The sequence below is a fragment of the Lentzea sp. NPDC055074 genome (genome assembly GCF_053608005.1).
In genome coordinates this window covers 269,849-283,171 of sequence record NZ_JBSGUQ010000004.1, presented here as the reverse complement: position 1 = coordinate 283,171, position 13,323 = coordinate 269,849, and the positions used below count along the sequence as shown (strand labels likewise).

Sequence of the window (13,323 nt, the reverse complement as noted above, 5' to 3'; positions counted from 1 at the left end):
GAGCGTCGCACATTCCTCCGTTCGGCAGAAGACGGCCACCTGGGGGTTAGCCAGCACACGTTCACGCGGCAGGATGGTGTCCGAAGGGAGCACAGAGTGCGCAAAGAGCCTGCCGAACGTGTGACGAAGGTGATCGACGACCCGACCACGCCCCTGTGGCGCGGGACGATTGCGCTACGCATAGTCACATTCCTCTTCGCGACGGCGAACATCATCGCGAACCAGTCCGGTTACGTACGGCCGTGGCTCGCGTGGACCACGCTCGGGGTGATGGCGCTGTGGTCCGTCTTCACGAGCCGCGCCTACAGCACGACGTGGGGCAGGCGGTGGCCGCTCGTCCTCGTGGACCTAGCGCTGACCTGCGGTCTCATGTCGCTGTCGCCGTTGATCATGTCCGACTACCAGCTGCTGATCCAGCACGTCCCGCTGATCACGACGATCTGGGCGTGCGTGCCGGCGGTCGCGCTGGGCGCACTCGGCGGGGCCGCCGCGGGCTTCGGCGGCGGGCTGACCGTCGGGCTCTTCACCTACCTGTCCCACCGTTCGCCGAGCCTCGACCTCCTGCGCGACGTCGTGCTGCTCGCCGGCGCGGGCATGGTCGTCGGCATGGCATCGGCCACCGCGCGACGCAGTGCGGTGCTTCTCGCGCAGGCGTTGAGAGCGGAAGCGGCCACCGCCGAACGCGAAAGGCTTGCCCGCTCGATCCACGACAGCGTCCTCCAGGTCCTCGCCCGCGTGCGCAAGCGCGGCCTCGAGGTCGGTGGCGAGGCGGCGGAGCTGGCCCAGATGGCCGGCGAGCAGGAGGTGGCGCTGCGGAACCTGGTGGCCGCCGCCCCCGCCGACTCCACTGTGGATGGAGAGATCGACCTGCGGCCGGGGCTGCAGCTGCTGGCCACGCCGCGCATCCAGATCTCCACGCCCGCCACGCAGGTCATGCTGAAGACCGGCGCCGCGGTCGAGCTCACGTCGCTGGTCCGCGAGGCGCTGTCCAACGTGGACAAGCACGCCGGTGAGGACGCGCGGGCCTGGGTGCTGCTCGAGGACCTGGGAGAGGAGATCGTGCTCAGCGTCAGGGACGATGGGCCTGGCATCCCGGAAGGCCGGATAGCCGTGGCCGCCGCGGAAGGCAGGATGGGGATCGAGAAGTCGATCAAAGGCCGGGTGGAGTCGCTCGGTGGCACGCTCGAGCTCCAGACCGGGCCGGGGGAGGGCACGGAATGGGAGGTTCGGGTGTTCAGGAAGGGGGCGGCAGGATGACGGTCTCGGTGATGGTGGTGGACGACCACCCGATGTGGCGCGAGGGCGTGGCGCGCGATCTGCAGGAGCGCGGCTTCGAGATAGTGGCGACCGCGGGCGACGCGCCGTCGGCTGTGCGGATCGCGAAGGCCGTGCGGCCCAACGTGGTCCTGATGGACCTCAACCTCGGTGAGCTCTCCGGGGTCGACGCGACCGCGATGATCACCAGTGAGCTGCCGGAGACGCGCGTGCTCGTGCTGTCCGCGTCCGGCGAGCACGACGACGTGCTGCAGGCCGTGAAGGCGGGCGCGTCCGGTTACCTGGTGAAGTCCGCGTCCTCCGAGGAACTGGTCGAGGCCGTCTCCCGCACGGCCGCGGGCGACGCCGTCTTCACCGCCGGCCTCGCGGGCCTGGTGCTGGGCGAGTACCGGCGCATGGCCGCCGCACCGGACGACTCGGAGGAGAAGCCGCAGCTCACCGATCGGGAGACCGAGGTGCTGCGGCTGGTGGCCAAGGGCCTGACCGCACGGCAGATCGCGAACCGCCTGGTGATCTCCCACCGCACGGTCGAGAACCACGTCCAGTCGACTTTGCGCAAACTTCAACTGCACAACCGGGTGGAGTTGGCGCGTTATGCCATCGAGCACGGTCTCGACGCCGAACCGGAGGCAGAGAAATGACAGACGCCAGAGAGTTACGAGTGTCCGACGCGGAGCGTGAGCACGTCGTCAGCCTGTTGAACAAGGCGGTGGGCCGCGGCATGATCACGCTGGACGAGTTCACCGTCCGCACGGACACCGCTCTCGCCGCGAAGACCAGGGCGGACCTCAACGCGGTGCTGATGGACCTGCCCGGCATGGTCAACAACGAGCTGGCCCGCGAACGCACCGAGCTGAAGAACACGATGAGCACCACGACCCGCAAGGGGCACTGGGTCGTGCCGAACGAGCTCGTCATCCGCAACACCCTCGGCACCACGAACCTCGACTTCACCGCCGCCGAGGTGCCGCCGGTGGTCAACGTCGACCTCGACGTGTCGCTCGGCACGGTGAAGATGCTGTTGCCGCCGGGGGCGTCGCTCAACTTCGACGCCGTCGAGATCACCGCGGGCGAGGTGAAGGACAAGGTCCGGAACTCGGCGGGCACCCCGCACTTCCAGCTCAAGGGAGTGGTGCGCGGCGGGACCGTGGTGGTCAAGCGCAGCAAGCGCTGATCTGCACGCCGACCTGCGAACCAGCAGGATCGAGGCATGCGATGCCTCGTGACCGGCGCGACCGGATACCTCGGCGGACGACTCGTGCCCCGGCTGCTGGCCGAAGGGCACGAGGTCCGCTGCCTGGTGCGTTCGCCGGAGAAGTTGCGCGACGTCCCGTGGGCGGCTGACGTCGAGATCGTGCGCGGAGACGTGCTCGGGGATCTCGACGAGGCCATGCGGGACGTCGAGGTCGTCCACTACCTCGTGCACTCGCTGCACTCGAAGGACTTCGCGGACGCCGACCGCAAGGCTGCGGAGAACACGGCCCGGGCAGCGGAACGCGCGGGCGTCAAGCGGATCGTCTACCTGGGCGGACTGCACCCCGAGGGCGTCGAGCTGTCGCCGCACCTGGCCTCCCGCAAGGAGGTCGGCGATGTCTTCCTGAAGTCCGGCGTGCAGGCCGTGGTGCTGCAGGCCGCGGTGATCATCGGGTCGGGCTCGGCGAGCTTCGAGATGCTGCGCTACCTCACCGAACGGCTGCCGGTCATGGTCACGCCGCGCTGGGTCCACAACCGGATCCAGCCGATCGCCGTGCGGGACGTGCTGCGGTACCTGGTCGAGGCCACCACGCTCGAGAACGAGAACCGCACGTTCGACATCGGCGGCCCGGACGTGCTGACGTACCTGCAGATGATGATGAGGTACGCCGAGGTCGCGGGCCTGCCCAAGCGCCGTGTGCTGCCCGTGCCGCTGCTGACGCCGGGCCTGTCGTCGCACTGGGTCAACGTCGTCACGCCGGTGCCGAAGTCGATCGCCAAGCCGTTGATCGAGTCGCTGGTGCACGAGGTGGTGTGCCACGAGAACGACATCCGCGAGGTGCTGCCGGGCGAGAACACCGGCTACGACAAGGCCGTCGAACTGGCGTTGTCGAAGATCCGCGACGCCGACGTCGAGACCCGCTGGTCGGGGGCGACGCTGCCGGGCGCGCCGAGCGAACCGTTGCCGACCGACCCCGACTGGTCCGGTGGCTCGGTCTACACCGACGACCGCGAGCAGCGCACGAACGCGACGCCCGAACGGCTGTGGCAGGTCGTCGAGGGCATCGGCGGTGAACGCGGCTGGTACTCGTTCCCGCTGGCCTGGGCGGTCCGGGGGTGGATGGACCGGCTGGTCGGCGGCGTGGGGCTGCGGCGTGGACGGCGTGATCCGCAGCGGCTCTACGTGGGTGAGGCGCTCGACTTCTGGCGGGTCGAGGAGATCGAGCACGGGAAGTTGTTGCGGCTGCGGGCCGAGATGAAGGTGCCCGGCAAGGCGTGGCTGGAGCTTCGAGTGGCGGCCAACGAGGGACACGGGTCCACTTACCGCCAACGCGCCGTGTTCGTCCCCAAAGGGCTCGCCGGACACCTCTACTGGTGGGCCGTCTGGCCGTTCCACGGCATCGTGTTCGGCGGCATGGTGCGCAACATCGCCAATGAAGCCGAGCTGCACAAGAACTTCAGAAAGTCCTGATGGACTGCACAAGCAGCAAAGGGTGAAACTTCCCGCATGAAGGCTCTCGTCAAGGTCGCCGCTGGGCCTGGCCTCGAACTGACCGACGTCCCGGACCTTACCCCCGGACCGACGGACGTGCTGGTCAGGGTGCTGCGCACCGGTATCTGCGGCACCGACCTGCACATCGACTCGTGGGACGACTGGGCCGCGACCAACATCAAGGCGCCGCTGGTCCTCGGCCACGAGTTCGTCGGCGAGGTCGTCGAGGTCGGCGGCAGCGTCACCGGCGTGAAGGTCGGCGACCTGGTCAGCGGCGAGGGCCACCTCGTCTGCGGGACCTGCCGCAACTGCAAGGCCGGCCGCCGCCACCTCTGCGCGAACACGCGCGGCCTCGGCGTGCACTCCGACGGGGCGTTCGCGCAGTACGTCGTGCTGCCCGAGCAGAACGCCTGGGTGCACCGCACGCAGGTCGACCTGGACGTGGCCGCGATCTTCGACCCGTTCGGCAACGCCGTGCACACCGCGCTGTCGTTCCCGGTCATCGGCGAGGACGTGATCATCACGGGCGCCGGCCCGATCGGCATCATGGCCGCCGCCGTCGCCAAGCACGCGGGCGCGCGCAACGTCGTGATCACCGACATCTCCGAGCACCGCCTCGACCTGGCCCGCAAGGTCGGCGTCGACCTCGCGGTGAACGTCGCCGAGAAGACCATCGCCGACGCCCAGCGGGAACTCGGCATGGCCGAGGGCTTCGACGTCGGCATGGAGATGTCCGGCAAGCCGGTCGCGATGCGCGACATGATCGCGAACATGGCCCACGGCGGCCGGATCGCGATGCTCGGACTGCCCGCGGACGAGTTCTCCGTCGACTGGAGCAGCGTCGTGCTGAAGATGCTGCACATCAAGGGGATCTACGGCCGCGAGATGTTCGAGACCTGGTACTCGATGACCGTGCTGCTGCAGCGCGGCCTCGACCTCGCGCCGGTCATCACGCACCGGTACGACCACACGCAGCACGCGGAGGCGTTCGCCACCGCGCGTGAAGGCAAGTGCGGCAAGGTCATCCTCGACTGGACGGGAGCCTGATGTACGGCGAGCTGAAGAACGACCTCCTCAAGACGATCGAGGAGATCAGGGAGGCCGGGCTCTACAAGTCCGAACGCGTCATCGCCACCCCGCAGAACGCCGCCGTCCGCGTCGGTTCCGGCGACGAGGTGCTGAACTTCTGCGCCAACAACTACCTCGGCCTCGCCGACCACCCGACGCTCATCGAGGCCGCCAAGAAGGCGCTGGACGACTGGGGCTTCGGCATGGCCTCGGTGCGGTTCATCTGCGGCACCCAGGAACCGCACAAGGAACTGGAGCGCAAGCTCTCCGAGTTCCTCGGCACCGAGGACACGATCCTCTACAGCTCCTGCTTCGACGCGAACGGCGGTCTCTTCGAGACGCTGCTCGGCGCCGAGGACGCGATCATCTCCGACGAGCTGAACCACGCCTCGATCATCGACGGCGTGCGGCTGTCGAAGGCTCGCCGGTTCCGCTACAAGAACCGCGACATGGACGACCTGGAGCGCCAGCTCAAGGACGCCGCCGACGCCCGCTACCGCCTGATCGCGACCGACGGCGTCTTCTCCATGGACGGCTACCTCGCGCCGCTGGACGAGATCTGCGACCTGGCCGAGCGCTACAACGCCCTGGTAATGGTCGACGACTCGCACGCTGTCGGCTTCACCGGCCCGACCGGCCGCGGCACCCCGGAGCTGTTCGGCGTGCAGGACCGCGTCGACATCGTGACGGGCACCCTGGGCAAGGCGCTGGGCGGCGCGTCCGGCGGGTACACGTCCGGCCGCAAGGAGATCGTCGAACTGCTGCGCCAGCGCTCGCGCCCGTACCTGTTCTCGAACTCCCTGGCGCCCTCGATCACCGCGGCCGCCATCGCGACGCTCGACATGCTGTCGTCCTCGTCGGAGCTGCTGGTGCAGCTGCGGTCGAACACCGAGCTGTTCCGCCGGCGGATGACCGAGGCCGGCTTCGACCTGCTCCCCGGCGAGCACCCGATCATCCCGGTGATGATCGGCGACGCGGCGGAGGCGGCCAGGCTCGCGGACCTGTTGCTGGAGCAGGGCGTGTACGTCATCGGGTTCTCGTACCCGGTCGTGCCGCACGGCAAGGCGCGTATCCGCACGCAGATGTCGGCTTCGCACACCACCGAAGACGTTAACCGGGCGGTGGACGCGTTTATCGCGGCACGCGAAAAGATGTAGAGATCGGACTTGTACCGGCTCCAAGGAACTACTTCTTTCGAGGAAAACCCTGGAGCCGGTACGAACTTTTCTTCTATTTTCTTCGACATGCCACGACGAAAGTCCAGTGTGGTGGGTCGAGAGCTCGGCGAGGGCGTCCGGTACGCCATCGAGCAGACCGGACTGACTCACCGCAAGATCGCCGAAGAACTCGGCTGGGACGAAGCCAAACTCTCTGACCTGGTCCGCGGCAAGGGCGGCGTGACCGAAGCCGACGTGACGCTGCTGCTGGGTTTCTGCCACGTCAAGACGCCGGAGGCCCAGCGGCTGCTCGCGCTGTTCCGCGAGACTCGGGAACGCGGTTACCTCGAGTTCCCCGGCGGGTCAGAGCAGATGTCCACGCTGCTCAAGCAAGAACTCCTCGCCAACGAGATCACCGTCTGGTCGTCGCTCCTCGTCCCTGGCCACCTCCAGACCACCGACTACATGCGTGCCGCCGTGGACGGAGTGGCTCAGCCCGAGTCGGTCGACTACGAGAAGGTCATCGCGGCGAAGCTCGAACGCCACAAGCTCTTCCACTGGAGCCGCGCGTTCGTCTTCTACATCCACGAATACGCACTGCGTCTGCCCGTAGGCGGACCAGACGTGATGAAGGATCAATACATCCACCTACTGGGGATGGCACAGCGTTCCTACATGACCGTGCGAGTCGTACCGGCCTCGATCGGCTCTCACGCCGGTGTTTCAGGATCATTCATCCGGCTCGGCTACGAGAAGTTCGAGCCTGCCGTCTTCCTCGAAGGCGAGAACTCCGGCCTCTTCTTGGAGGACCCGAAGTCAATTGCTGTCTACACCGCCGTGCTGAAGCGGCTCGACGATCAAGCTCTCGATCCGGAAGAATCGAAGGAGCTGATCACCGGCTTCCTGATCTGAGGAGACGTTCCGCATGTCTACCTGGCGCAAGAGCTCATACAGCCCGAACTCGAGTGACTGCGTCGAGGTCGGGCGCGGCGTCGGCATCCGGGACAGCAAGGCACCGGCCACGCACCTCCCCGTGTCGGGTGAAGCGTGGTCCGCATTCCTCCGCGATGTGACCCGCGTCACTAGCCGGTAAGAATCCGGCCGGTCGGCGCACTTCCTCACGTGGAGGACTTCTCGGCTGTCTACCGCGAGTGCTACCCGCGGGTGCTCGCTTATGCGGCGAGCCACGCGGGGCTGCGGCTTGCCGAGGACATCACCAGCGAGACCTTCACGATCGCGTGGCACAAGTCCGACCAGATGCCGTCTAACGCGCTGCCGTGGTTGCTCGGCATCGCCCGCAACCTGGTGCGTTCGGCCCGTCGGCAGACGACGCACATCGAGCTCACCGACTTCCCGGCGGAGGACGACTTCGCGGTGATCGAACTGCGTGCGGCCCTGGCGAGTCTGTCCGAGGTGGACCAGGAGGTGCTGACGCTCATCGCGTGGCACGGACTGGCCGCGGCCGAGGCGGCGCAGGTGCTCGGGTGCACGACCGCGACGTTCTTCGTGCGGCTGCATCGGGCTCGGCGGCGGTTGCAGGCCGCTCTCTGGACACCGAACTTCGACCGTGCGAGGGCGTCGTGGAAGACATCCTGAAAGACCTGGCGCAGGCCAGGCCACCGACACCCGAGGTCGATCCCGGCCGGATGGAACGCGACCTCGCACGCATCGTCACGTTGCCGCGAGAGAGGCCGGCGCGGAAGCAGTTCGTGAGGCGGTTCGCTCCGTTGGCCGTCGTCGCCGCTGTGATCGCCCTTGCGGTCGTTGTGCTGCCTGAGCCTTCTCAGCCCGTGCAGCCGGGTGCCATCTCCAAGTGGTGGCGGGTGTTGCGGCAGCAGTCGTCGTTGATGGTCGTCGAGGGGTCGACGAAACCGTACGTCGTGCGGTTCGACTCCAAGACCGATCAGTGGCAGGCCGGGAACCGCGAGATCGCGGTGGTGCAGAAGGACGGCGAGGTCGCGCCGTACTCGCGGGACGACAAGAACGCGTGGGAAGCCGCAGGTCGTCCTGAGGTCGTGCCCCAGCTCAACGGCAGCCGGTCGGTGCGCATCGGTCCGATGGCGCCGGCGGTGCAGGAGTCCTACGTCAGCGGGCTCTCGCTGACGTCCGCCTACTGGGAGCGGCTGGAGTCGTTCGACGACCTGCCCGCGGACCCGGCTGGCATGAAGGCGAAGCTGCAGCCCGAGGAGAAGGGCGCCTACGAGCTCGCGGACCTCGTCATGGCGGTGATGATCGCGGACGTGCGCGACGACCAGCGCCGGGGAGCGTTCGAGCTGCTGAAGTCGCTCGACGGGGTGCGGTACCTCGACCGCGTGCCCCTGCCCAACGGGGGCGTGGGCGTCGGGGTGGCGATCCCCGCGCTGAAGCAGTTCCAGTTCGACGACGTCGAGACCGAGTTCGTCATCAACCCCGCGACGGGCAAGCCGATCTTGAAGCGGAACGTCATCACGACGTCCCAGCACGGCCTTCCCGCGAGGACGCCGATCGCGGAGGAGCAGTACCTCCTGTTGGAGGGGACGAACGTCGAGCCGGCCCTCCCGTTGGGCGTCCCCGTGAACGGCGAAGTGGAATCCCCCATCATTGAGCGGTGATCGACCCACGACGGCTCCGCGTGCTGCGCGCGCTAGCTGACCACGGCACCGTGACGGCCGCAGCCGCCGCGCTGCACCTCACGCCGTCAGCGGTGTCGCAGCAGCTCGCAGCACTGGAGTCCGAGGCAGGGCATCCGTTGTTGCTGCGCAAGGGACGGCGGGTGTCGCTGACGCCGGCCGGTTCGTTGCTCGTCGCGCACGCCCACGTCGTCGCCGCCGAACTGGAGCGCGCACAGGCCACTTTGGACGCTCTCGCCGCCGGCACCGCCGGGCGCGTGGCGGTAGCGGCGTTCGCGTCGGCGATCACGCAGGTCGTCGCGCCCGCGCTGGCGGCGTTGAAGGAACGCTCGATCGAACTCTCCGTGCGCGACGCCGAGGGGCACGAGAGCGTGCGGCTCCTGCTCGACGGCGAGATCGACGTGGCGATCACCGAGGAGCACCGCACGACGGAGCGCTTCACCCGGTTTCCGCTCTACACGGAGCCTTTCGACGTCGTGCTGCCGCCAGGGCACCCGGTCTCCGGACCAGTGGACCTGGCGTCGCTCGCCGACGAGGATTGGGTGGTGACGCTGCCCGGCAACCCGCTGCGGGACGTCGTGGAGATGGCGTGCGCGCAAGCCGGGTTCACGCCGCGCATCAGGCACACCTCTGACGACTTCCGCGCGATCGAAGCACTGGTCGCGGCAGGTGCGGGGGTGGCGTTGGCGCCCCGGAACGCCGTCGGCGGCGTGCGGGTCGGCAGCGCCGTGGCGGTACGACGGGCCGTGTCGGGCGTTGCGCCGTTGCGGCGGGTCGTCGCGGCGGTGCGTCGCGGGTCCGAGGACCATCCGCTGATCAGGGCGGTGCTCGACGAGCTGCGCCCGCGTTAGGGCGGCGGGATGGTCACGTTCAGCTTGGCCGCGATGCGGATCAGCGCCTGGCGGTCGGCGGCGGAGAGCGGGTCGAGCACGCACTGCCGGACCGCGCGCAGGTGCGTGGGCGCGGCTTCCTTGACCACCTCGTAGCCCTCGTCGGTGAGGAAGGCGACGGTGTAGCGGCCGTCGTCGGGATCGGGCGACCGCACCACCCAGCCACGCTGCTCGAAGCGCTTGACCACGTTGGACAGCCGCGACAGCGACCCGTTCGCCAGGTGCGCGAGCTTGCTCATGCGCATGGTGCGGTCCGGAGCCTCGGAAACGTGGCTGAGCACCAGGTAGTCGAAGAGGCTCAGCCCCGACTCCTGCTGCAGCGGCGCCTCCAGCCGGCCCGGCATCAGCAGCAGCAACGAGACCAGCCCGGTCCAGGCGTCCTTCTCCTCGGCGTTCAGCCACTCCATGCCGCGCAGCTTACTTCATGCTTGAAGTCATGCTACGTTGACTTCAAGCATGAAGTCATAGGAGGCAATCATGAGCAAGCCGGAGTTCTTCGCCACCCCCGGATACGGCGAGACGCAGCTGAAGAACATGCACTACAGCCAGGCGGTGCGCATCGGCGACCGCGTCGAGATCTCGGGTCAGGGCGGCTGGGACGACTCGTTCGAGTTCCCCGCCTCGCTGGAGGACGAGATCGTGCAGGCGTTCGAGAACGTCGAGCGCACCCTCGCGACGGCAGGCGCGTCGTGGGCCGACGTCGTGCACGTGAACTCGTACCACGTGCTCGGCGACGACTCGTTCGACGACCACAACCGCGTGATGGTGGAGCAGTTCCGTGCGCGCATGGGCGAGCGTGCGCCGATCTGGACCGAGAGCGGGGTCACCGCCCTCGGTCACCCGAAGATGCGCATCGAGATCCGCGTGACCGCAGTCAGCTAGTGCGGGGCGCGGGCCGCCAGCTTGGCCGACGCCGGGTCGCCCGCCGCCAGTGCGCCGCGGGCCGCGAGCTGGCAGAGGTCCATGCTGGACGTCGCGAGCCTCGCGCCGACGCCGGAGAGCGCGGTGTGGTTCATCGACAGCGACGTCACGCCCATGCCGATGAGCACGCACGCGAGCAGCGGGTCGGCCGCCGCCTCGCCGCAGACGCCCACGGGCTTGCCGGTGGCGGTGGCCGCCTCGCCGACCAGGGCGATCAGGCGCAGCAACGCGGGCTGCCACGGGTCGTTCAGCGCCGCGACACCGCCGAGCTGGCGGTCGGCGGCGAAGACGTACTGGGCCAGGTCGTTGGTGCCGATGGAGATGAAGTCGACGACCTGCAGGATCTCCTTCGCGGACAAGGCGGCGGACGGGACCTCGACCATCACGCCGACGCGCGCGATGCCGGCCTTGCGGGCGCGTTCGACGAACCACGCGGCCTCGGCGGCGGTGGCGACCATCGGGGCCATGACCGAGACGTCGGCGCCGGAGGACTTGGCCGCGGCGGCGATCGCCTCGAGCTGGCGGTCGAGGACCTCGGGACGGTCGAAGGCGACGCGCAGGCCGCGGACGCCCAGGGCCGGGTTGGGCTCGGGGTCCGGGCTCAGAAACGCCAGCGGCTTGTCCGCGCCCGCGTCGAGGGTGCGCACCACAACGGGTTTGCCCGCAAACGGCGCCAGCACAGCCTCGTAAGCAGCAGTCTGCTCAGCAACGGTCGGTTCCTCAGCTGCGTCCAGGAAGCAGAACTCCGTGCGGAAGAGGCCCACGCCCTCCGCACCCGCCGCAGCGGCGGCCTGGGCGTCGGCGGGGGAGCCGACGTTGCCGAGGACCTTCACGCGCAGGCCGTCCTTGAGGACGCCGACGCCGTTCCACTCGGCCTTCTTGCCGGTGCCGGCCGTGCGGACCTTGCCGTCCGACTCGCGAACCTGGCCGGTGTCGCCGTCGACGTCGAGAGAGGTGCCCTCGAACGCGAGGATGCCGCGGCACGCGACGACGGCCGGGATGCCGAGCGAACGGGCGAGGATCGCGGTGTGCGAGGTCGGGCCGCCCTCCTCGGTGACCAGGGCGAGGACCTTCGCCGGGTCGAGGCCCGCGGTGTCGGCGGGCGCGAGGTCGCGCGCCACCAGCACGGACGGCGAGGCCAGGTCGGGGACGCCGGGTGCGGGCAGGCCGAGGAGCTCGGCCACCACGCGGTCGCGGACGTCCTGGACGTCGCGGGCGCGTTCGGCCATGTAGCCACCGGCGGACTGCAGCGCGGTGATGAACTTCGCGGCGGCCTGGTGCACGGCGCGTGCGGCGGTCAGCGACTGGTCGACGACGAGCTTCTCGGCGGCCTTGATGAGCGACGGGTCGCCCGCCATCGCGGCGGTGGTCTCCAACACGGCACGGGCATCACCCTCGACCGTCTTCGCGCGCTCCATCAGGCGCTGCGCCACGACCTCCGTCGCGGGACGGATTAGGGAGGCTTCCATCTTCGTATCCGCTGTTCGCAGGCCCGCAGGGGGTTCCGGCAGGGCCTCGGTCACCCTTACCACGGGGCCGGTTGCCCGACCGCTGCTGACACCGACACCGCTCAGCCGCGCGCTCGACATGGTCTAGACCATACCCTCCAGCTGGGAACCCAGGACAGCTCAGTGTGACCAACCGGCACACAGAATGCGGAACGACGCGAAGCTCGTCTTCATGGCGTAACACAGATGAAAACAGGGGCAGCGCTCCATTGGGCCGAACAGAGCAGTACGGTGCCTGCCGTGCGTTTTCTGTACGCCTGCGCCGTAGCGCTTCTCGTCGCCGGGTGCTCGTCGCCCGAGGACCCCAGGCTGGAGATCAGAGTTCCGGGGCAGGCCGGGACCATCCAGGCCGCCGTCGACGTGGCGCGTGAGGGCGCGACGATCCTGGTCGCACCCGGCGTCTACCGGGAGTCGGTGCGGGTCGGCACGCGCGGGGTGACGATCAGGGGTGTGCAGCGCGGCAGCGTGATCATCGACGGTGAGGTCAGGCGGGCCGACGGGATCGTGTTGTCCGCGCCGGACGTGACGGTGCAGAACCTGACGGTCCGCAACCACACGTCCCACGGCGTGCTGATCTCGCGGTCGCAGGGCTTCCGCATCTCGTACGTGACAGCGAGCAACAACGCGATCAACGGCATCTACGCGTTGGGCGCCCAGCACGGCGTGATCGAGCAGAGCTACGCGAGCGGCAGCACGGACTCCGGATTCCACGTGCGCCAGTGCCAGCCGTGCGACGTCGTGGTGCGCGGCAACGTCGCCGAGCGCAACGCCGTCGGGTACGCGGGCACGAACGCGTCCGGCCGGATGTTCGTGCTGGGCAACAGGTTCAGCGGCAACCGCGTCGGCCTGACCTCGGACGCCTCCGCGCTGGACGACGTGGTGTTCGTCGGCAACCTCGTCTCCGACAACGACGAAGCGCTGTCACCGGCACGCGAGAACAGCGCGTTCGGGATCGGCATGAGCATCACGGGAAGGCCGCGCGACGGAATGTCCCGCAACCTGGTCACCGGCAATCCCGGGGGCGACGTGGTCGTCGGTCCCGGGAAGAAGGCCAGGGCACCGCGCGGAATCCCGTTCACCCAGGTCGCCGCGCCGCCGGTGCAGCCGGAGATGCCGGACGGGCCTCTGCCGGACAGGGCGCCGAACGTCGAGAGGTACACGCTGCCGGACGAGGACCTGTTCGACGACCGCGCGGCGGTGCGGGCGTAG

The 13,323-nt window shown here is 68.9% G+C and carries 15 protein-coding genes; 13 read left to right on the top strand and 2 right to left on the bottom strand.

What is annotated here, in order from left to right; translation table 11 throughout:
* Positions 1-96 precede the first annotated feature (96 nt).
* The 11 genes from macS to ACWF7A_RS11735 are packed head-to-tail and all read left to right on the top strand — an operon-like array spanning position 97 to position 9,646.
* The gene (macS, locus tag ACWF7A_RS11785; protein WP_452250406.1) at positions 97-1,257 is read left to right on the top strand and encodes a MacS family sensor histidine kinase; all 1,161 of its coding nucleotides are present in this window, start codon (positions 97-99) and stop codon (positions 1,255-1,257) included.
* Positions 1,254-1,916 carry a response regulator gene (locus tag ACWF7A_RS11780; RefSeq protein WP_382432622.1) on the top strand — a complete coding sequence of 221 codons (663 nt, stop codon included), beginning with the start codon at positions 1,254-1,256 and terminating at the stop codon, positions 1,914-1,916. The genes macS and ACWF7A_RS11780 overlap by 4 nt, the downstream gene beginning before the upstream one ends.
* 20 nt (positions 1,917-1,936) lie before the next feature.
* Positions 1,937-2,449 (top strand): DUF1707 SHOCT-like domain-containing protein, encoded by a 513-nt coding sequence (locus ACWF7A_RS11775; RefSeq protein WP_452250405.1) that lies wholly within the window; start codon positions 1,937-1,939, stop codon positions 2,447-2,449.
* A 36-nt stretch (positions 2,450-2,485) separates the two neighbouring features.
* Entirely contained in the window at positions 2,486-3,940 is a 1,455-nt protein-coding gene (locus ACWF7A_RS11770; protein ID WP_452250404.1) for an SDR family oxidoreductase, read from the top strand.
* 36 nt (positions 3,941-3,976) lie between these two features.
* A complete protein-coding gene (gene tdh / locus ACWF7A_RS11765; RefSeq protein ID WP_452250403.1) occupies positions 3,977-5,008 on the top strand; it encodes an L-threonine 3-dehydrogenase in 1,032 nt (343 codons plus the stop codon).
* Positions 5,008-6,186 (top strand): glycine C-acetyltransferase, encoded by a 1,179-nt coding sequence (locus ACWF7A_RS11760; protein ID WP_452250402.1) that lies wholly within the window; start codon positions 5,008-5,010, stop codon positions 6,184-6,186. The genes tdh and ACWF7A_RS11760 overlap by 1 nt, the downstream gene beginning before the upstream one ends.
* A 9-nt stretch (positions 6,187-6,195) precedes the next feature.
* A complete protein-coding gene (locus tag ACWF7A_RS11755; RefSeq protein ID WP_452250401.1) occupies positions 6,196-7,098 on the top strand; it encodes a Scr1 family TA system antitoxin-like transcriptional regulator in 903 nt (300 codons plus the stop codon).
* Between the two features lie 13 nt (positions 7,099-7,111).
* Positions 7,112-7,279 (top strand): DUF397 domain-containing protein, encoded by a 168-nt coding sequence (locus ACWF7A_RS11750; protein WP_452250400.1) that lies wholly within the window; start codon positions 7,112-7,114, stop codon positions 7,277-7,279.
* Positions 7,280-7,308: 29 nt separating this feature from the next.
* A complete protein-coding gene (locus ACWF7A_RS11745; RefSeq protein ID WP_452250399.1) occupies positions 7,309-7,782 on the top strand; it encodes an RNA polymerase sigma factor in 474 nt (157 codons plus the stop codon).
* Positions 7,767-8,777 carry a hypothetical protein gene (locus ACWF7A_RS11740; RefSeq protein ID WP_452250398.1) on the top strand — a complete coding sequence of 337 codons (1,011 nt, stop codon included), beginning with the start codon at positions 7,767-7,769 and terminating at the stop codon, positions 8,775-8,777. Before ACWF7A_RS11745 ends, ACWF7A_RS11740 begins: the two co-directional genes overlap by 16 nt.
* On the top strand, positions 8,774-9,646 hold the full coding sequence (locus ACWF7A_RS11735; protein ID WP_452250397.1) for a LysR family transcriptional regulator: 873 nt from the start codon (positions 8,774-8,776) through the stop codon (positions 9,644-9,646). Before ACWF7A_RS11740 ends, ACWF7A_RS11735 begins: the two co-directional genes overlap by 4 nt.
* Here the strand turns inward: ACWF7A_RS11735 and ACWF7A_RS11730 are convergent.
* Positions 9,643-10,092 carry a MarR family winged helix-turn-helix transcriptional regulator gene (locus ACWF7A_RS11730; protein WP_452250396.1) on the bottom strand — a complete coding sequence of 150 codons (450 nt, stop codon included), beginning with the start codon at positions 10,090-10,092 and terminating at the stop codon, positions 9,643-9,645. The two genes, ACWF7A_RS11735 and ACWF7A_RS11730, sit on opposite strands and share 4 nt — an antisense overlap.
* 70 nt (positions 10,093-10,162) lie before the next feature.
* Here ACWF7A_RS11730 and ACWF7A_RS11725 point away from each other — a divergent pair, with 70 nt between their 5' ends.
* Positions 10,163-10,567 carry a RidA family protein gene (locus ACWF7A_RS11725; RefSeq protein WP_452250395.1) on the top strand — a complete coding sequence of 135 codons (405 nt, stop codon included), beginning with the start codon at positions 10,163-10,165 and terminating at the stop codon, positions 10,565-10,567.
* On the opposite strand, the gene ptsP is transcribed toward ACWF7A_RS11725, so the two are convergent.
* Positions 10,564-12,195 carry a phosphoenolpyruvate--protein phosphotransferase gene (ptsP, locus tag ACWF7A_RS11720; protein ID WP_452250394.1) on the bottom strand — a complete coding sequence of 544 codons (1,632 nt, stop codon included), beginning with the start codon at positions 12,193-12,195 and terminating at the stop codon, positions 10,564-10,566. The two genes, ACWF7A_RS11725 and ptsP, sit on opposite strands and share 4 nt — an antisense overlap.
* A 159-nt stretch (positions 12,196-12,354) precedes the next feature.
* Here ptsP and ACWF7A_RS11715 point away from each other — a divergent pair, with 159 nt between their 5' ends.
* Positions 12,355-13,323, top strand: a complete 969-nt coding sequence (locus ACWF7A_RS11715) for a right-handed parallel beta-helix repeat-containing protein (protein ID WP_452250393.1) — start codon at positions 12,355-12,357, stop codon at positions 13,321-13,323.

Excerpts from the sequence above, each read along its gene's own strand:
- tdh (WP_452250403.1), top strand. The coding sequence starts at position 3,977 with ATGAAGGCTCTCGTCAAGGTCGCCGCTGGGCCTGGCCTCGAACTGACC.
- ACWF7A_RS11760 (WP_452250402.1), top strand. The coding sequence starts at position 5,008 with ATGTACGGCGAGCTGAAGAACGACCTCCTCAAGACGATCGAGGAGATC.
- ACWF7A_RS11770 (WP_452250404.1), top strand. The coding sequence starts at position 2,486 with ATGCGATGCCTCGTGACCGGCGCGACCGGATACCTCGGCGGACGACTC.
- ACWF7A_RS11750 (WP_452250400.1), top strand. The coding sequence starts at position 7,112 with ATGTCTACCTGGCGCAAGAGCTCATACAGCCCGAACTCGAGTGACTGC.
- ptsP (WP_452250394.1), bottom strand. The coding sequence starts at position 12,195 with ATGTCGAGCGCGCGGCTGAGCGGTGTCGGTGTCAGCAGCGGTCGGGCA.
- ACWF7A_RS11780 (WP_382432622.1), top strand. The coding sequence starts at position 1,254 with ATGACGGTCTCGGTGATGGTGGTGGACGACCACCCGATGTGGCGCGAG.
- ACWF7A_RS11725 (WP_452250395.1), top strand. The coding sequence starts at position 10,163 with ATGAGCAAGCCGGAGTTCTTCGCCACCCCCGGATACGGCGAGACGCAG.
- ACWF7A_RS11730 (WP_452250396.1), bottom strand. The coding sequence starts at position 10,092 with ATGGAGTGGCTGAACGCCGAGGAGAAGGACGCCTGGACCGGGCTGGTC.